Below are 17,582 nucleotides of genomic sequence, written 5' to 3' on the forward strand. Positions count from 1 at the left end.
GCTTAATCTAACTAAGTTACTATGGTAAAAGCAGAATTGATAAAAACAGCATTATTTGTTTAAGGGAGTATATATGGCAGGGGCGAGTTTATTAACCTTACTCGACGATATTGCGTCCATATTGGATGACGTGGCGGTGATGAGTAAGGTCGCGGCCAAGAAAACCGCTGGGGTGTTAGGGGACGATTTGGCTTTAAACGCCCAGCAAGTCACAGGTGTGAGTGCCGACCGTGAATTACCCGTGGTCTGGGCGGTCGCCTTAGGCTCGTTTCGCAATAAATTGATTTTAGTGCCCGCGGCCATGTTGACCAGCGCCTTTATTCCTTGGGCGGTGACCCCCTTATTGATGTTCGGCGGCTTGTTTTTATGTTTTGAAGGCTTCGAGAAATTACACCACAGCTATAGCCATCGAAAAGATAAACATGCGGAGCAGGCCGAATCTGACTTACCCGAGATAAGCGACCTCGCGGCCTATGAGAAGGAAAAGGTGAAGGGCGCGATCCGCACCGACTTTGTGCTGTCGGCAGAAATTATCGCCATCACCTTAGGCATAGTCGCGGACAAGTCGCTAACGACGCAATTTTTTACCCTCGCGATTATCGGTATTGTGATGACTATAGGCGTTTATGGTTTGGTCGCGGCGATTGTCAAAATGGACGATGCGGGGTTGTATCTGAGCCAGCGTCAGGGCGAGTCGAGCTTTACTCGCTTTAATCGTAAGTTGGGTTTTGGCCTGCTTAGCGCGGCCCCTGTGTTGATGAAGAGCTTAACCATTATTGGTACTGCCGCCATGTTTATGGTGGGCGGCGGCATTCTGACCCATGGATTACATTGGGTCGGCGAGCAAATTCACCATGCTGAGCAATTTGTGGAAACCATTGCCGTCGTCGGCCCAGTGCTTGGGTTACTGACGCCGAGCATACTTAACGCGCTCTTTGGTATAGCAGCGGGCGCGGTGGCGGTGCTGCTGATGACGGGATTCCAAAAGCTGCGTAGCTGATCCGTTTTCATCCTTTATTGCTGGCCACTATTGAGTCAGCTAACCCGAGTTACGCGAGTGCGAATGTGCTCGCTGCGAGTATTCCAGTGCTCAAGGACGAAGTATGCAATTAATGCGTTATTGCCTTTCTCCCAATAAGTTGGCTTGGCTGCGTCAGGAATTAGGCGAACACGCCGACGAGCTTATCGCGGCGATGGATAAAGCTGGGAGTCACTATCTAGCTGGATTAGCCGAGTCCCAAGCGGAGGACTTATCGGCAGCCGATTCGCAACTTAAGTTCCAATGGTTTCAGCAGAAGCTTGCCTTAACCACGCGCCTAACTGATGCCGAGCTGGCAAACCTTACGCCACTGTCGCTGGTGGATATAAGGGGCGAAATACGGGAGGAAATGCGGGTTGAAATGCATGTTGAATTAGTCACGCCCGATAAGCTTACTACCGCATTACAACAACTTAGCCGTGAATCCGTATTGGGGTTTGATACCGAAACACGGGCAAGCTTTGAGCCGGGCGTTCAATATCCCTTGAGCTTAGTGCAATTGGCAACCTCAGATATCTGCTATTTATTTCAGCGGGCGGTATTGGGTGAGAGGCTCGCCGAACTTAAACCTTTGCTCGAAAATGAGCAGATCCTCAAAGTGGGGATCGGATTAAGGGGTGACGGTCAAGCGCTTAAACGGGATTGGGATATTCAGGTCTCTCCACGACTCGATTTAAATTGGGCGATGGCGCAGCTCGGCGCCGGAAAGGAGATGGGCACGCGGCAATTGGTGGCGGCATTACTGCATAAACGTATCGATAAACCTAAAAAAATTACTCTCTCGAATTGGCAACAGGTGCCTTTATCCCAAGCGCAAATTCAGTACGCCGCCCTCGATGCATTGGCGGCAAACCTGTGTTTTTGGCAGTTAATCGACAAGCTGCAAGGTTTTTATGGCAAAACGACAGTCGGTAATAAACCCTTATTGCCGACGAGTTTAGCAGCACGACTCGCGAGCTATTTTCATCCGGCTTAAGACTTAAGATAAGGTCGCGAAGATAAGGATTAGGGGGACGAGCGATGTTGGATGCGATTTGTGTACTCACAACCGAGACTGCGGCAGAGCACGCTTCGTCGCCATTACGACTCAACCCTAATGCGCAGGCCAGTGTCACCTACAGTGTGTTCAAATTTCAGCAGTTACCCGAGGCTGAGATTGAGCGTTTGCGCCAACATTTATATTGCCCCGCCTGCTACGGCAAAGCCTATTTTCGTAAAGCATCTAAGGATGGTAAGGCCGCCTGTTTTGGCTCCCGTTACCATAAGCTCGATTGCATCGAATTTAATCCGTCGGCGCAAAAGTCCCGTGAAGAACAAGATGCCCTCGAAGTGCAGCAACAACTGCTCGACGCCGATGCCTTGGTGATCGATTTTTCGCTCAATCCCAGTAATAAGAGACCATCTAGCTCAACGCTCAAAGTGAACGCTCCCCAAGAGCAAGAGGTTGGGTCCAAAAGTAAAACTGCAAATGAGACCGAGCCATTAGAGTCAGTGCAGGAGCCTAAAACTGGCTATCAGGTGACGCCCGATAAGCATGAGGTAGCCATCACGGCAAAGCGAACTCCGAGCCAAGGGCTAGAAAAGTTACTCCATAGCCTGCTGCGCGGCTCGGATTTGGCGACTTCCGATCTTTGGGTTTACACCGATGATGAGCGCAAGTATCGCTGGCGGGCGAAGAATCTGTTTGTGAATTTTGCCGATGCGGATCCGACGGATAACAAACCCCATATGTACTGGGGCACTATCTCCCATAGCGACCCGACCTTATCTTGGCTCAATCCCGCCGACAGTAAAGACATAGGTATTCCTATCGAGGGCGTCAAAACTAAACTGTTTAAGCGCTTTAATATCGAAGATAAACGGGATTTAGAAGGCGCAGGGCTTATCCTGTTTGGTAAGTGTTTTTGGAATAAGGATAAGACCCGTAAAATTATCCAGCTTTGGGACAATGACTTGCGGCGGATTTTTATCTCAACCCTTGATGATTAACCATCCGTGATGGGATTTGCCAGTGAGTGCATGGTACGCACTGCGCTTAAATTCATCTTTTAAGGTATTTTTCACGACTCTTTTGTTAGTTTTTTGCCATAGAGAGAGCATCGTTTCTTAATGTTTGCTCAGTTGCAGGCGGGTTTTTCACGCTCTGCACTGAGCTTACATGCTGACTTTTTCAGCTTTATGCCAATTAAATCAACAGTAGATGGCAAACTTGTTTGAAAATTCCTCAGTTAATTAAGTTTGTCATAAAAAGTCCTTTACCTTTGAGAGTGCTTTTAGCATAATGCCCCACGTCAACAGGGGTGTAGTTCCAATTGGTAGAACAGCGGTCTCCAAAACCGATGGTTGCGGGTTCGAGTCCTGCCACCCCTGCCAAATAAAACAACGGCTTGCATAGAAATATGCGAGCCGTTTTATTTTGCGCGCGATAAAATTTCCCTGCGCATTTGCTTACATTTGTTAAGTAAAGGTATTTGCAACTTTCGTAGGGTCTAACATACAATCGCAAGCCCTTTGGTTTGAGGATGTATGGTTTGAGCTCTGTGATGCAAACAAGGCGCAGATTAGCACTATGGCTTGCAGCCATCTTAGTGTTGCTGTCTGTTGCGTTTGCGGTGCACAGTGTTTCCCACCTCAATGATGATACCAAGGCCCACTGCGCGCTGTGTTTGCATCAGCACCAATTGCAGCATGCCATCTCATACTCTCCGCTAGATTTTCAAGTTACTCAACAGGGCGTTATCTCGGTTGAGTTTGATGTTATTTCCTTTAAGACGCCATTTAGGCGCCACTTTCATAGCCGCGCGCCGCCGCTAACAGCCTAACTCCTGCTTTTTATCTATTTCTCTTATTTTTCGAGCGCCTTGGCTTAACTAAGGTACCCGATGCTGTTTATTTTTGGAGTAAAAATGGCTGTTTATATGAGCCACAAGCGCTCGGCATTCGTGCTGGGCGTGGCGTTATTTGCGTTGGATGCGAGTGTTCCCCTATTGGCCGCCGAGGCTGTGCCAACTGATACCACTGGACTTAATGACGATATCGAGCGTTTAAGCATTCATTATCGTCAGGCCTACCGCGGCAATGTGCCGGCGACTGAGTTGCCCCAGGCCATTACTGTGCTAGATGAGCAACTGATTAAAGATACTGGACTGACGCGTTTTCAAGACTTATTGGATTATTCCGCCAGTGTCGCGCGGCAAAACAATGGTGGAGGGCTTTGGGATAGTTTTTCGTTACGGGGCTTTCCTGGGAATGAAAACATGCCATCGGGCTATTTAATCAATGGTTTTAATGGTGGTCGAGGTTTTAGTGGCCATAGAGATCTATCGAACGTAGCCTATGTGGAAATCCTCAAAGGCCCGGGCTCGGCGCTTTATGGACGCTCGGAGCCCGGCGGCACTGTGAATATTGTGACTAAAAAGCCGCAGTACGAGGCGCAGGGCTATTTAAAAGCCTCCGCGGGGAGTTTTGATCAATATCGGTTAGAAGGGGATTTTACCTCGGGGCTGACCGATACCTTGGCCTTCAGGATCAATGGCGCTTGGCAGGAGCATGACAGTTTTCGCGATTACGTGTTTAGCGATAAAAAGATCGTCACACCATCGCTGCGCTGGCAACTGTCGGATAAGTCATCGCTCCTGTATGAGGTTGAATATCTTAAGCAAGAACAGTTATTTGACCGTGGCGTAGTAGTGCTCAATAACGACTTTAATACCGTGCCCCGTTCGCGTTACTTGGGTGAGCCCAACGATGGGCCAACTAAAGTGGATGCGACTGGGCATCAGCTTACCTATGAGTATGAATTGAATGAGGATTGGTCGCTTACCGCGGGTTATAACTATCGCGATTCGAGCTTAAATGGCTACTCATCGGATGCCGAATTAGCAAAGGGGCGTCAATCCTTATATGACGATGGCCGTACTCTGACGCGGCAACATCGCTATCGAGATTACGCTTCAGAGGATCATTCAGTGCGTGCCGAACTCAGCGGCCAGTTTGATACTGGCAGCATAAGACACAATCTGCTGCTTGGGACGGATGCCTATCATTATCGACTGAAAACGGGACTCTACCGTTATCGAGGCCAGAAGGGCGCCTATGCTATCGATATTTTTACCCCCCAATATGGCGCTGCTCAGCCTGAGGTCAGTCTGCTGTATGAAAACCGAGAGACTCAAGATGCCTGGGGCGCCTATTTACAGGATCAATTGGAGTTAACCGAGCACTGGAAACTGCATTTAGGGTTAAGGTTTGACCGTTATTCCCAAGAAATCGCTGAGCAGGTCAACGCGAGTCTGTCGGATCAAAGCGACCACAGGGTCAGCCCGAAAGTCGGATTAGTTTATCAATGGTCTGAGGCGTTAAGTGTTTACGGCTCCTATTCGGAAGGGTTTTTACCGCTTTCAGGCACTGATTATGCGGGTAATCCCTTCGATCCAGAGGAGAGCAAATCCGTTGAGTTGGGGGTTAAGTTCAACAGCACTTGGTTTGAGTTACCCGTCAATGGCAGTGTGGCTTGGTTTGATGCGCAAAAGAGCAATATCTTGACCTCAGATTCCGTTAATGTCGGCTTTTCGGCGACCCTTGGTGAAGCCAAGAGCACGGGGATTGAATTGGATATTGCGGCCGAGTTGACTGAGAGCTTACAAGCAACCTTGTCCTATGCCTACCTGAATACCCGCACGGCGAACGACAGCCTGAATCTGGATTGGGGCGTGTTAATTCCGGCGGGGAGTCCGCTGGTCAATGTGCCAAAACACACGGGCAGTGTCATTCTCAAGCAGGACTTAAATGATCTTTCTATCGACGGTCATTTAGGGTTGAGTTGGCGTTATGTGGACTCACGCTTGGGCGATTCGGCCGATCCGAGTTTTCAATTACCGAGTTATCAGTTGCTTGGAATGTTCTTCACTACTCGGCTTGGCGAAAACCTCAGTCTCGCGCTCAATGTCGATAACCTGCTGGATGAGCACTATATCGCCAGCAGTTATTCGGCGCTGTGGGCCGTACCGGGTGAGCCACGTAACGTTAAAGTGAGTGTTAGCTATGAATTCTAATACCACAGTGACACCCGCGGCTTCGCTGGTGGCGCCTAAACTGCAAGGGCGTCAGCGGATCAATAGCATCGACATGATGCGCGGCTTAGTGATGTTGATTATGTTGCTCGACCATGTGCGGGAGCGGTTTTTCCTGCATATGCAGGTGAGTGACCCAATGGATTTAAGTACTACAAACTGGGCGCTGTTTGTCAGCCGTTTTGCGGCGCACTTTTGTGCGCCAGTCTTCGTCTTTTTAACTGGGGTTTCGGCTTGGCTTTACGCCAATCGTGGTCAAGGTGAACCGCGCTCTGCGCGCGAGTTTTTAATCAAGCGCGGACTATTCTTAATCGCCCTTGAGGTGCTGGTGATTAATTTCTCATGGATGGGTAATTATCACACCCTGTGGTTGCAGGTGATTTGGGTGATAGGACTGAGCATGTTGGCCCTTGCGGCATTAATCAACCTCCCAAAGCTGTGGATGGCATTACTCGGACTATTGATTGTCTTTGGCCATAACCTATTGTCGCCTATCCATTTTACGCCAGAAGAGTGGGGCTATAGTCTGTGGACGATATTGCATGACCGGGGTTATTTGATTGCCGAGGGCGAGCTTAAGCTGAAGATAAGTTACCCAGCGCTACCTTGGATTGGCGTGATTTTATTGGGCTATGTGGCAGGCCCCGTATTTGGCCGAGGGATGGATGCGTGGCAGCGTCAGCAAAAATTAATATTACTAGGGCTTGGCTGCACTCTGCTGTTTGGTTTACTGCGTGGGTTTAATATCTACGGCGAGACGCTACCTTGGCAGTTTGGCGATACCCTAGGCCAAACCTTAATGTCGGTATTTAACCTCACTAAGTATCCGCCATCATTGAGTTTTTTGTTGGTGACCTTAGGCGGGATGTTCTATGGACTAGTGCTGTTTGAGCGCTATTTTGCGACAGGCAGTGTATTAGGTTGGATGGGGCAGAGGTTGGCAGAGTTTGGTTCAGTGCCTATGTTCTTCTATATCTTGCACTTATATGTGCTGCTGTTGCTGTATTCGCTGGCTAAATGGGTATTTGGCGCAAACCATGGTGAGCTGTTTGGCGTAGCGCATATGGGGTGGATATGGCTGATAAGCTTAGTCTTGATCCCCTTACTCTATTATCCCGTGCGCTGGTTTAGTCGTTACAAAGGACAGAGTCAGCAGACTTGGCTTAAGTATCTCTAAATAGGCTTTAGTATCAATAAATGCCTAGGGCGTGTTAACGTTTCAGGGTTGTTTTTGCAGCAATTTGGCAGGCTTTTATGCAAGGCAAAGTCCGTGCGGTGTAGTTATTCTACATAAACGGACGATAACGCGGCAAAAAAGCCTGCCAAATGCTGCCCGAAGGGTTCGTCTGGCAAGCCCTTGCTCTTTGTCACTCGTCATTTGAGTAGAATAACTACACATCATTCCTCGTTTCGCGAGCACGTGCTTGCCAGAACGAACAAAATCTAATCTCGAAACGTTAACACGCCCTAATAAAATGGCCGAGCGCGTGACTGCTCGGCCATTTGGCTTGGGATGATGAAAGGGTTATTCGCTTAATAAGCTACGTAACATCCACGCATTTTTCTCATGGAGTTGGATGCGCTGGGTGAGTAAATCTGCCGTTGCTTCATCGTTGGCTTGGCTTACCAAGGGATAGAGCGCTCGAGCGTTTCGAATCACCACTTCTTGGTCGCTTAACAGTTCACGGATCATGGTTTCGGCTTTAGTGACACCTTGATCTTCACGGATTTCAGTCAACTTGGCATAGGCCGAATAGGAACCTAATGCCCTTGCGCCCAATGCGCGAACTCGCTCGGCGATTAAATCGACCGCTAAGGCAAGCTCGGTATATTGCTGTTCAAACAATAAGTGCAAGCTTGTGAACATGGGGCCTGTGACGTTCCAGTGGAAGCTGTGGGTCTTAAGGTAAAGGCTGTAGCTGTCGGCCAATAACTGATTTAACCCAGCGGCGATTTCTTCTCTGTGACTCTGGTTGATGCCGATGTTAATCATGGAAATTCCTCCTATTGTCCTACTCAATGGGGATAGCTTATCAAATGAGCTAAACATCTAAAGCGGTTAAAATAGATTCTATAAATCGAATTTATAGATTAATCTTTGCAGCCTAATTGGGATTTTGGGATGGATTTGCATGGAGACCTGCGTCGTGACAATAACATTCGGTCTATTTAGCTGGTATCCTTGTACTTGTGTTAGAACCTAATGAAACCCCAATCACCCCATGAATAAATCAGCCTATTTAGCCGCAATGGAGATTACTCCCTGGCAGCTTCGCGATACTAAAGTGCGACCTTATCAAGTGGTTTGGGATGCAGACGAGATGACGCCCGCCGCTGAGCCTTTACTCGAAACCGTGCTCGGATTAATCGGCATCAGTAAGGACGACTGCGAGTTCAACACTGAGCCACATAAGGGCAAAACCATAGTTTGGGATTTACGCCGCCACAGGGTTAGGCCCAGAGTGGCTTGGTTAGTGTCGGATCCCCTTGCGGACTTGCAGTCACGCAGTGAGGCAAAGCGTGCCTTATGGGCGCAGATCTGCCAGTGGCGTGAGCAGCAATTAACGGCCTAAGCCTCTATGGATCGTGCCCTGTATACTTTATCGTGAGTTACCTTTTAATTTGGATTTTCCCGTGAGTCATCAAGTCCTTAAAACCCTGAGTGAATCGCTGCAAATTGTGCTCCTGACGCCAACGGATGTGAGCCAAATGGCGCGCATTGAAGCCAGCGCCCATTCCCATCCTATGAGTGAGAATAATCTTGCCGACTGTTTTGGCCACTTGTACCGCGTCCTTGGATTAATGCAACGCGATGGCGAGTTACTCGGCTTTGCGATTGTGCAGCAGATTGTTGATGAGGCAACACTGCTGGATATTTGTTTGTCGCCAGCGCAACAAGGGCGAGGTTATGGGCATCTGCTACTCACGGCGGTTATCGACGGCGCTAAGGCTGCCAAGGCCGTGGTGCTGATGCTGGAGGTTCGCGAATCAAACCTTGCCGCGCGCGCACTTTATCAAAAGCGGGGCTTTGTCGAAACAGGCCGTCGCAAGGGCTATTACCCATTGGCTGAAGGCAAAGAAGATGCGATTTTGATGGATTTAGCCTTAAGCGAAACGGCTTAAGACTTTAGAGGTCGATAAAAAAAACAGCGCCTTAGCGCTGTTTTTTTACGGGGTTAATAAAGCGAAGGTTACTTCACTTCTTTACCTTGAGCTTGCAGATCGGCATGGTAGCTTGAACGCACTAATGGACCACAGGCGGCGTGAGTAAAGCCCAGCTCATCGGCAAGGACTTTAAGTTCATCGAACTCGGCAGGCGAGACGTAACGCTCAACGGGCAGGTGGAACTTAGACGGTTGCAGATATTGACCTAGGGTCAACATTTCTACCTTGTGCTCACGTAAGTCGCGAAGCACTTGAGCGATTTCTTCGTTGGTTTCACCTAGACCCATCATTAGTCCCGATTTTGTCGGCACATTGGGGTGACGCTCTTTAAAGCGCTTCAGTAGGTCGAGTGACCATTGATAGTTCGCCCCTGGACGCGCTTTGCGGTAATGCATAGGCGCAGTTTCGAGGTTGTGGTTGAACACATCAGGCGGCTCGGTCGACAGAATGTCGAGGGCGGCATCGATACGACCACGGAAATCGGGCACTAAGATCTCAATCTTAATTTCAGGATTGAGTTTACGGATTTCGCGAATACAGTCTGCAAAGTGCTGGGCACCGCCATCACGCAGGTCATCGCGGTCAACCGAGGTGATAACCACGTATTTCAGCTTCATATCGCGAATGGTTTGTGCCAGTTTGACCGGCTCATCGCTATCAGGCTTCAATGGACGACCATGGGCCACGTCGCAGAATGGGCAGCGGCGAGTACAAATTGCGCCCAAAATCATAAAGGTCGCGGTGCCGTGGTTAAAGCATTCTGCCAAGTTAGGGCAGGAAGCTTCTTCACAGACCGAGTGCAGGCCATTCGAACGTAATGCTTGCTTGATCTCGAGAATGCGTTGGTTAGAAGCGGGCAGTTTGACCCTTAACCAATCGGGTTTGCGTAACATGGTTTCGCGCTCAGAGGGCACGATTTTAACCGGAATGCGCGAGACCTTATCGGCATCTCTTAATTTGACTCCGGGTTGTAAACGTTCAGGCCTATTCATGACGCTGCTAATCCTTGATGATGAACTAGTTGTTGGTAGCCCAATAGTTGGCTAAGGGTAATTATGAGTTGGTCGCCTGCTTCTATCACTGTTTGTGGGCCGCCCAGTTCCTTGCATTGCACCATTTCAAGGCCGGCGTAACCGCAAGGGTTAATGCGGCGAAACGGCGCCAGATCCATATCGACATTCAGTGCTAAGCCGTGGAAGGAGCAGCCTTTACGAATGCGAAGCCCTAAAGAGGCGACTTTGCGCTCATCCACATACACGCCCGGCGCATCGGCCTTGGCGTAGGCATTGATATCGTATTTGGCGAGCATATCGATAATGCTTTGCTCGATATGGGTCACTAGCTGACGGACGCCAATCTTGCTGCGTTTAATATCGAGGAGAGGGTAGACAACTAATTGTCCCGGCCCGTGGTAAGTCACTTGGCCGCCACGATCCACTTGAATCACGGGAATATCACCCGGATTCAAAATATGTTCGCTTTTACCTGCTTGGCCTTGGGTAAATACGGGTGGATGTTCAACGATCCACAGTTCGTCTGGGCTATCGCTGTTACGTGTGTCGGTGTAATGCTGCATCGCATGCCACACAGACTCGTAATCCTGTTGTCCCAGATGCCGAATATGCAAAGTGGTGTCTTGCAAGGGCAACCTCTCCCCTAGAATTGAGTGGCGCTATTATACGCCTCTTAACCATAAATGTAAGACAGATCACATTTCATGGCCTTGAGGAATACTTATAGTACGCGGCGTACGCCTTCGATACCGGCAAGCTCAGTGTACAGAGTCTCAATATGATCTTTGCTGGTCACTGTAACGCGGATGGTCACTGAGTAGTAGCTACCTTTGCTTGAGGCCTTAACCGTGGGTGAATAATCACCTGGGGCGTGTCTTTGCACTACGGCAACGACTCTGTCGGTCAGGGCTTCGTGGGCATCGCCAACCACTTTGAAGGGGAAGGCGCAGGGGAACTCCATGAGTTCATCAAATTTCGTGTTTAACATAGTCGTGCTCTATAACCATTTTAATGGGAACTATATGGTGACGATTATACCCGATTCAAGGGCGATACTCCCCAAAAACAACTAAGCCACCCGAAGGTGGCTTAGTTTTTGTGATTCGGATTAGCTAAACCAACCAGAAAACAGTTGCTTAAAGTAATCAACTAATTTGCTGAACCAGCTGCCTTCGTTGACTTCTTGCAGGGTAACCAGTGGGAATTGCGCAATATCTTTGCCATCTAACTGGAAGTATAAGCGACCAACGGTTTCACCTTTTTTCAGTGGTGCATCCAGTGGCTTAGTCAGTTCGAAGTTGGCTTTTAAGTCTTTCGCGCGGCCACGGCTGATGGTGATAGGGGTATCAGTCGCTACACCTAAATCGACAGTGCTCTTATCGCCGTACCAAATTTGTTGGGTCACGAAGCTGTCGCCCGCCTTGTAAGGGGTGACGGTTTCGAAGAAACGGAAACCATAGGTCAGCAGCTTTTTACTTTCGGCTTTACGGGCGGCTTCACTCTGGGTGCCCATCACCACCGAAATTAAACGCATGCCGTCTTTGGTGGCAGATGCGACTAAGTTATAGCCCGCGCCAGAGGTGTGGCCGGTTTTGATACCGTCGACATTCATGCTGTTATCCCACAAGAGGCCGTTGCGGTTATATTGCTTGATACCATTGAAGGTATAATATTTTTCGCTGTAGACACGGTATTCTTCAGGCACGTCACGGATAAGCGCAGCACCTAATAACGCCATGTCGTAGGCTGTTGATTTGTGGTTTTCAGAGTCTAAACCGTGGGAGTTTTCGAAGTAGCTGTCACGCATGCCAAGCTGCTTGGCCCATGAGTTCATCATGTCGACGAAGGCGCCTTCGGTGCCGGCAATGTGTTCGGCCATGGCCACACAGGCATCGTTACCCGACTGGATGATGATGCCGCGGTTTAAGTCGGAAACCTTAACGGTTTTACCCACTTCGATGAACATTTTTGATGAGTCAGAGAAGTTCTTCGACCACGCATTTTTACTGATGGTCACATCATCATCTGGGGATACGTTACCTGCTTTGATTTCTTGACCAATCACATAACTGGTCATCATCTTCGTTAAGCTGGCTGGGTTTAAGCTTTCGTAGGCATTTTCTTCGGCAATGATTTGGCCCGAGTAATAATCCATCAAGACGTAAGCCTTGGCGGCAACTGTAGGTGCATCAGGGGTAACAATCGGCTGCGCAGCATAAACAGGAAGAGAAACACTCGAAATTAGCAGCAATGTTTTAATGGGACTTTTTACAAAATTCATCATTAACTTAGCACGTCTTTTTGGTTGTATTGAAAGAAAAGGCAAAATAGTTTCGCGAGTATACCACCCTTCGACAAAGGTTTTCAGTGAAGGTTCCTTCATCTGGGGTATTTTTAAGCTAAATCTACATCTTATAGTGAGCGGTCACTACTCTAAAACCATATAGCCTTCGGGGTAACCGTCTTGTTTCACTTTATTGAGTAATCGGTCGGCTAGTTCGGTTTGACCAATTGGACCGAGCTGTAGTCTATACATATTGTTTGCCGGTTGTACACGGGTCTTGACCTGATATTTCTTCTCCAGATCCTTCGCCATTTTGTTCAGCCTATGCTGGTCCTTCGAAGCCACCAATTGTATGTAGTGATTGCCTGAGGATTGGATATTGGCGATGGCGGACTGGGTCGCAGCCTGAGTACCAATATAGATCACATCTAGCTTAATCCGTGCGGTGCCAGTGCCTAACATACCCAGCTTATAAGCGGCGGCGTAGGATAAGTCTAAAATCCGGTCCGAATGGAAAGGGCCGCGATCGTTAATCCGAATAATCACCTGCTTATTGTTATCTAAGTTAGTGACGCGGGCATAGCTTGGCAGGGGCAAGGTCTTGTGGGCACCTGACATGCCATACATGTCGTAGGGCTCGCCGTTTGATGTCTCATAGCCGTGGAATTTCTCGCCGTACCATGAGGCGCGGCCAGTCTCGGAAAAGCCTTGGCCCGAATCTAACACCGTATAGGACTCACCATAAACCGTATAAGGTTTATTACCGCGGCGGCTGTAGGGCTCGTATTTTGGAGTTGCGTTCGGCACATGGTCCACATTGGGTGGATTGATGGGCATCTTATCGTTTTTAAGCGCGTAGCGGCCCTTGTTGGGATCCATGTTCTTGTTCTTCTCGCTGGCAGAGCCAGAATTAGAACTCGAGCAGGCCGCGAGCGCAAAACAGCAGCCGAGCATCAAGAGCGGTAAAAGGTTATTTTTTAGCGTCATGTTGTTGCTTCAGTTGTTGGCTAAATTGATAAACGGCCATGGAATATAAAGGGCTACGGTTATAACGGGTGATCACATAAAAGTTATTGAGTCCTAACCAGTAATCCTTGCTATCCACTTGTTCCAGCTCGATGAGCATGGCCTTTTGCGAGACATCTAAATCGCGGGCGGTGGCCAGCGATAAGCTTGGACTGAGAATATCAGAGACCTTGTACTGCAACTTCTCGCCGGCCCACACTTTGGTTTTAGGCGCATTGGTACTGCTGTTCACTAAAGGGAGCGCAACGGGTGCATGCAGCTGCCAGCCGTGTTCATGGAAATAATTGGCAACACTGCCAATGGAGTCCTCTGGACTCTGGAGCAAATCACGGTTACCGCTGCCATCAAAATCCACGGCATAGTGGCGGTAGCTCGAAGGAATAAACTGACCAAAGCCCATGGCGCCGGCGTAGGAACCCTTGAGGCTATTGATATCTAAGTGTTCTTCTTTTACCAGCTTCATCAGCTCGCCAAATTCCTTGCGAAAGAAGGTGGCTCTTGGCTCGTAATAAAACCCTAAGGTATAGAGCGCATCGATTACCGGATAATTACCTGTGTACTGGCCATAGAAGGTTTCGATACCAATAATGGCCACAATAATTTGTGGCTCGACTTGGTACTTTGTCGCGGCCTTGGCAATCGTTGCCTCGTGTTTTTTCCAGAAGGCTAGACCTGCATTGAGGCGTTTCTCGGTGAGGAAAATCGGATAATACTGATGCCAAGGCTTGGCTTCCCAAGGGCGAGAAATGGCATCGATAACGGCTTGGTTGTAGTTGGCTTTAGCTAAAAAACTTTCAACTTCGGCTTGAGTAAAGCCTTGAGCCATTTGGGTTTTAATAAATTCTGCCTTTAAGGCTTCGGGTAATACTGGCGTTGGCGCCTGTGTGGTGACAGCCGCACTTGGCGGCGGTGTGGGGGCCGCGGGCTCGTTTGCCGTCGAGCAACCAAGGAGATATGAACTGAGGCAAAGTACTGCCAGTGGAGCCAAACAAGCTCGAAGAATAGGCATTAAAAAGTCCCTAAAAATTATCTATCTACAAAACGTCTATGGGTATGAATGCTCATAAGAATGCCAAACCCTGTCATCAATGTCAGCATGGAAGTACCACCATAACTGACAAGGGGTAAAGGTACACCCACCACAGGCAGGATACCTGAAACCATACCAATATTCACAAAAACATAAACGAAGAAAGTCAATGTGATACTGCCTGCAAGGAGCCGGGCGAAGCTGGTTTGCGCGCGCGAGGCGATGACTAAGCCGCGTCCGATGATATACAGATACATCAGGAGCAGGATAATACTGCCTATCAGGCCAAACTCTTCACCGATCACCGCAAAGATGAAGTCGGTGTGACGTTCGGGGATAAATTCTAATTGGGATTGGGTGCCATCGAGCCAACCTTTGCCCCAGAGGCCGCCGGAGCCAATGGCGATTTTCGATTGAATGATGTGGTAACCGGCGCCTAGCGGATCCTTCTCAGGATCGAGTAATGTCATCACGCGGGTTCTTTGGTAATCGTGCATCAGGAAGTACCAGAGGATCGGTAAGAAGGCTAATACGGCGGCGATAAAACCGCCCACAATCGCCCAGCTCATGCCCGATAAAAACAGTACGAAAATGCCCGATGCCGCAACCAAAATCGAGGTACCTAAGTCAGGTTGTTTGGCAATTAACAGCGTCGGGACTAACAAAATTACCGCCGCACCTGCAAGGTAGCGTTTCTTCGGTGGCAGAGGGAACTTACTGATATACCACGCCATAGTGATGGGGAAGGCGAGCTTAATCAGTTCCGAAGGTTGGAACTCCATAAAGCCTAAGTTCAGCCAGCGCTGTGCGCCTTTGTTGATTTCCCCAAAAAAATGTACCCCAAGCAGGAGTACAATCCCCGCAAGATAAATCGGTAGGGCCCAGCGCTTTAGCGCCTCGGGATTGATCTGCGCCATGGTAAACATAATGCCTAGGGATAAAAACATCCTAAACAGTTGGCGCTCCATCATGCCAAGATCTTCACCGCTGGCGGAGTAAATAACAAACAGGCCAAAGCCCATGACGGCAAACAGACCGAGCAGTAAGGGCAAGTCGATATGCATTCGTTGCCAGATATTTTGACGTGGTTGGGCACTCATGGCGTTGGTTTCCAAGTGTCTCTTAGCATGTATTCATCGAGCATGGCGCGGGCGACTGGCCCTGCGTTTGCGCCACCCCAGCCGGCGTTTTCCATCACCACCGCGAGGACGATTTTCGGATCTTCAAAGGGTGCGTAGGCGACGACGAGGGCGTTATCGCGGAAATGCTCAGCAATCTTGTTGGCATCGTACTTAGTGTTTTCGGCCACGCCAATCACCTGCGCCGTACCGGTTTTCATCGCGGCCGTGTAACTGGCGTCGGTAAAACGCGACTTATGAGCTGTCTGGCGCATGGCTTCGTTGATGATTTTCCAGTTGCGCGGGTTTTTAAGCTCAATTGGCGGCAACTCGTTAATTGGCGAGTCAATTTTGGCCGTATTATCTTTAATCGACTTTAACAAATGTGGCGGGAAGCGGCGGCCATCATTGGCGAGGATGGCGGTGGCGCTGGCCAATTGCAATGGCGTTGCGGTCCAGTAACCTTGGCCGATACCGACGGAAATCGTGTCACCAATGTACCAAGCCTGATTGTATTTTAAGCGTTTCCAGTCCTTCGACGGCATATTGCCCGCCGATTCTTCGAAAATATCGACACCGGTATTTTGTCCAAAGCCGAACTGTTCCATAAAGCGAGCAATAGGGTCTACACCGATTTTATAAGCCAATTCATAGAAGTAGGTATCGCAGGATTCGACGATGGCGCTGTAAACGTTCACCCAGCCATGGCCCCAACGTTTCCAGTCGCGGTATTTACGCTCAACGCCGGGGATTTGCCAAAAGCCAGGGTCCCAAATACGGGTGTGCTCGGTGACGGCCTTTTCATCTAACCCCAGTAGGGCGATTATGGGTTTGACCGTCGAGGCCGGTGCATATTGGCCTTGGGTGGCACGGTTAATCAGTGGGCGGGATTTATCGTTCAATAAATCGCTGTAATCTTTGCTGTTAATCCCTTGGACGAACTGGTTAGGGTCGTAACTTGGGCTTGAGACTAAGGCTAAGATGCCGCCGTCCCTCGGGTCGATAGCGACAATCGAGCCACGGTGACCTTGGAGTAATTCCACGGCCTTTTGCTGCAATTGCAAATCTAGGGTCAAGTAAATATCTTGCCCCGGCTCCGGCGGCACGATTTTAAGGGTGCGGATAGTCCGGCCGCGGTTGTTCACTTCTTCTTCGAGGTGACCTGGCGTACCGTGCAGCAGAGATTCATAAAACTTTTCAATGCCTTGCTTACCAATATCCTTGGTTGCGGCATAGTTCTTCCATTGATCGTTACGCTCCAATTGGGCGCGATCGCGGGTGTTGATTTTGCCCACATAGCCCAGCACATGGGTGAGCTGGCTAGCATAGGGGTAGTTACGCTTTAAACCCGCCTCGACGGAAATCCCGGGAAAGCGATGCTGGTTCACGCTAAAAATCGCCACTTGCTCTTCAGTCAGCTGATTTTTAAGGGTAAGCGGCTTAAAGCGGCGGTGAAACTTTAAGGCGTCGGTAAAGGTTTCGCGCTCATCTGGGGTGATCTCGATTAACTTGCCTAGCTCGTCCAAGGTCTCGGACATATTGGCAATTTTCTCTGGCACCAGATCGAGGGAGTAAAAGGGTTGGTTTTCGGCGAGAAGTACGCCGTTTCTGTCGTAAATCAGGCCACGGCTTGGGGCGATGGGCACGACGCGAATACGGTTGTCATTAGAACGTGTTGCGTAATCTTTATAGGATTCAACCTGAAGGTGATAAAGATTGGTCACCAACACGCTCAAGAGGGCGACAACACAAAAAAAAGTGAACAGCGCACGGCGCTTAAACAGTGACGCCTCGGCGGCGTGGTCGTGCATGGTTATCCGCTTTTTTGGCGACAC

17 protein-coding genes and 1 tRNA gene are annotated in these 17,582 nt (G+C 49.3%); 9 read left to right on the forward strand and 9 right to left on the reverse strand.

Features of this window, described 5'->3' with window-relative positions:
- Positions 1 to 73 precede the first annotated feature (73 nt).
- The 7 genes from K0H60_RS05170 (at position 74) to K0H60_RS05200 (ending at position 7,288) form a co-directional block, all read left to right on the forward strand.
- Positions 74 to 1,000, forward strand: a complete 927-nt coding sequence (locus K0H60_RS05170) for a DUF808 domain-containing protein (RefSeq protein WP_220057492.1) — start codon at positions 74 to 76, stop codon at positions 998 to 1,000.
- Between the two features lie 103 nt (positions 1,001 to 1,103).
- Complete coding sequence (locus K0H60_RS05175) at positions 1,104 to 2,015, forward strand: 3'-5' exonuclease (RefSeq protein WP_220057493.1); 912 nt, start codon at positions 1,104 to 1,106, stop codon at positions 2,013 to 2,015.
- 44 nt (positions 2,016 to 2,059) lie between these two features.
- Positions 2,060 to 3,028: a hypothetical protein gene (locus K0H60_RS05180; RefSeq protein ID WP_220057494.1), complete on the forward strand. Its 969-nt coding sequence runs from the start codon at positions 2,060 to 2,062 to the stop codon at positions 3,026 to 3,028.
- Between the two features lie 307 nt (positions 3,029 to 3,335).
- Positions 3,336 to 3,412: transfer RNA gene (locus K0H60_RS05185), tRNA-Trp, on the forward strand.
- 158 nt (positions 3,413 to 3,570) lie between these two features.
- Positions 3,571 to 3,861: a DUF2946 domain-containing protein gene (locus K0H60_RS05190; RefSeq protein ID WP_220057495.1), complete on the forward strand. Its 291-nt coding sequence runs from the start codon at positions 3,571 to 3,573 to the stop codon at positions 3,859 to 3,861.
- 60 nt (positions 3,862 to 3,921) lie between these two features.
- The gene (locus K0H60_RS05195) at positions 3,922 to 6,093 is read left to right on the forward strand and encodes a TonB-dependent siderophore receptor (RefSeq protein ID WP_220057496.1); all 2,172 of its coding nucleotides are present in this window, start codon (positions 3,922 to 3,924) and stop codon (positions 6,091 to 6,093) included.
- Positions 6,083 to 7,288 (forward strand): acetyltransferase domain-containing protein, encoded by a 1,206-nt coding sequence (locus tag K0H60_RS05200; protein WP_220057497.1) that lies wholly within the window; start codon positions 6,083 to 6,085, stop codon positions 7,286 to 7,288. Before K0H60_RS05195 ends, K0H60_RS05200 begins: the two co-directional genes overlap by 11 nt.
- 348 nt (positions 7,289 to 7,636) lie before the next feature.
- On the opposite strand, the gene dpsA is transcribed toward K0H60_RS05200, so the two are convergent.
- Complete coding sequence (gene dpsA, locus K0H60_RS05205) at positions 7,637 to 8,104, reverse strand: DNA starvation/stationary phase protection protein DpsA (RefSeq protein ID WP_011621773.1); 468 nt, start codon at positions 8,102 to 8,104, stop codon at positions 7,637 to 7,639.
- Positions 8,105 to 8,333: 229 nt separating this feature from the next.
- Here dpsA and K0H60_RS05210 point away from each other — a divergent pair, with 229 nt between their 5' ends.
- Positions 8,334 to 8,684 carry a DNA polymerase III subunit psi gene (locus K0H60_RS05210; protein WP_220057498.1) on the forward strand — a complete coding sequence of 117 codons (351 nt, stop codon included), beginning with the start codon at positions 8,334 to 8,336 and terminating at the stop codon, positions 8,682 to 8,684.
- Positions 8,685 to 8,781: 97 nt separating this feature from the next.
- Positions 8,782 to 9,234 (forward strand): ribosomal protein S18-alanine N-acetyltransferase, encoded by a 453-nt coding sequence (rimI, locus tag K0H60_RS05215; protein ID WP_220058113.1) that lies wholly within the window; start codon positions 8,782 to 8,784, stop codon positions 9,232 to 9,234.
- 68 nt (positions 9,235 to 9,302) lie between these two features.
- Here the strand turns inward: rimI and lipA are convergent, their stop codons facing one another.
- From lipA to mrdA, 8 genes are all read right to left on the reverse strand, one after another.
- A complete protein-coding gene (lipA, locus tag K0H60_RS05220) occupies positions 9,303 to 10,268 on the reverse strand; it encodes a lipoyl synthase (RefSeq protein ID WP_088210896.1) in 966 nt (321 codons plus the stop codon).
- Positions 10,265 to 10,918 (reverse strand): lipoyl(octanoyl) transferase LipB, encoded by a 654-nt coding sequence (gene lipB / locus K0H60_RS05225; RefSeq protein ID WP_011621777.1) that lies wholly within the window; start codon positions 10,916 to 10,918, stop codon positions 10,265 to 10,267. Before lipB ends, lipA begins: the two co-directional genes overlap by 4 nt.
- A 92-nt stretch (positions 10,919 to 11,010) precedes the next feature.
- A complete protein-coding gene (ybeD, locus tag K0H60_RS05230) occupies positions 11,011 to 11,277 on the reverse strand; it encodes a DUF493 family protein YbeD (RefSeq protein WP_011621778.1) in 267 nt (88 codons plus the stop codon).
- 120 nt (positions 11,278 to 11,397) lie between these two features.
- Positions 11,398 to 12,573 carry a serine hydrolase gene (locus K0H60_RS05235; protein WP_011621779.1) on the reverse strand — a complete coding sequence of 392 codons (1,176 nt, stop codon included), beginning with the start codon at positions 12,571 to 12,573 and terminating at the stop codon, positions 11,398 to 11,400.
- Between the two features lie 144 nt (positions 12,574 to 12,717).
- Entirely contained in the window at positions 12,718 to 13,560 is an 843-nt protein-coding gene (locus tag K0H60_RS05240) for a septal ring lytic transglycosylase RlpA family protein (protein WP_220057499.1), read from the reverse strand.
- Positions 13,544 to 14,608, reverse strand: a complete 1,065-nt coding sequence (gene mltB, locus K0H60_RS05245) for a lytic murein transglycosylase B (RefSeq protein ID WP_220057500.1) — start codon at positions 14,606 to 14,608, stop codon at positions 13,544 to 13,546. Before mltB ends, K0H60_RS05240 begins: the two co-directional genes overlap by 17 nt.
- Positions 14,609 to 14,625: 17 nt before the next feature.
- Entirely contained in the window at positions 14,626 to 15,729 is a 1,104-nt protein-coding gene (rodA, locus tag K0H60_RS05250; protein ID WP_011716116.1) for a rod shape-determining protein RodA, read from the reverse strand.
- Positions 15,726 to 17,582, reverse strand: a complete 1,857-nt coding sequence (gene mrdA / locus K0H60_RS05255; protein ID WP_086903351.1) for a penicillin-binding protein 2 — start codon at positions 17,580 to 17,582, stop codon at positions 15,726 to 15,728. The genes rodA and mrdA overlap by 4 nt, the downstream gene beginning before the upstream one ends.

The organism is Shewanella mangrovisoli, from assembly GCF_019457635.1.
Taxonomy (GTDB): domain Bacteria; phylum Pseudomonadota; class Gammaproteobacteria; order Enterobacterales; family Shewanellaceae; genus Shewanella; species Shewanella mangrovisoli.

Bases quoted from the DNA above. Each gene is read 5' to 3' on its own strand.
- rodA (WP_011716116.1), bottom strand. From the start codon at position 15,729: ATGAGTGCCCAACCACGTCAAAATATCTGGCAACGAATGCATATCGAC.
- K0H60_RS05240 (WP_220057499.1), bottom strand. From the start codon at position 13,560: ATGACGCTAAAAAATAACCTTTTACCGCTCTTGATGCTCGGCTGCTGT.
- lipA (WP_088210896.1), bottom strand. From the start codon at position 10,268: ATGAATAGGCCTGAACGTTTACAACCCGGAGTCAAATTAAGAGATGCC.
- ybeD (WP_011621778.1), bottom strand. From the start codon at position 11,277: ATGTTAAACACGAAATTTGATGAACTCATGGAGTTCCCCTGCGCCTTC.
- mltB (WP_220057500.1), bottom strand. From the start codon at position 14,608: ATGCCTATTCTTCGAGCTTGTTTGGCTCCACTGGCAGTACTTTGCCTC.
- K0H60_RS05235 (WP_011621779.1), bottom strand. From the start codon at position 12,573: ATGATGAATTTTGTAAAAAGTCCCATTAAAACATTGCTGCTAATTTCG.
- dpsA (WP_011621773.1), bottom strand. From the start codon at position 8,104: ATGATTAACATCGGCATCAACCAGAGTCACAGAGAAGAAATCGCCGCT.
- K0H60_RS05210 (WP_220057498.1), top strand. From the start codon at position 8,334: ATGAATAAATCAGCCTATTTAGCCGCAATGGAGATTACTCCCTGGCAG.
- K0H60_RS05170 (WP_220057492.1), top strand. From the start codon at position 74: ATGGCAGGGGCGAGTTTATTAACCTTACTCGACGATATTGCGTCCATA.
- K0H60_RS05195 (WP_220057496.1), top strand. From the start codon at position 3,922: ATGCTGTTTATTTTTGGAGTAAAAATGGCTGTTTATATGAGCCACAAG.
- K0H60_RS05180 (WP_220057494.1), top strand. From the start codon at position 2,060: ATGTTGGATGCGATTTGTGTACTCACAACCGAGACTGCGGCAGAGCAC.
- K0H60_RS05175 (WP_220057493.1), top strand. From the start codon at position 1,104: ATGCAATTAATGCGTTATTGCCTTTCTCCCAATAAGTTGGCTTGGCTG.
- K0H60_RS05200 (WP_220057497.1), top strand. From the start codon at position 6,083: ATGAATTCTAATACCACAGTGACACCCGCGGCTTCGCTGGTGGCGCCT.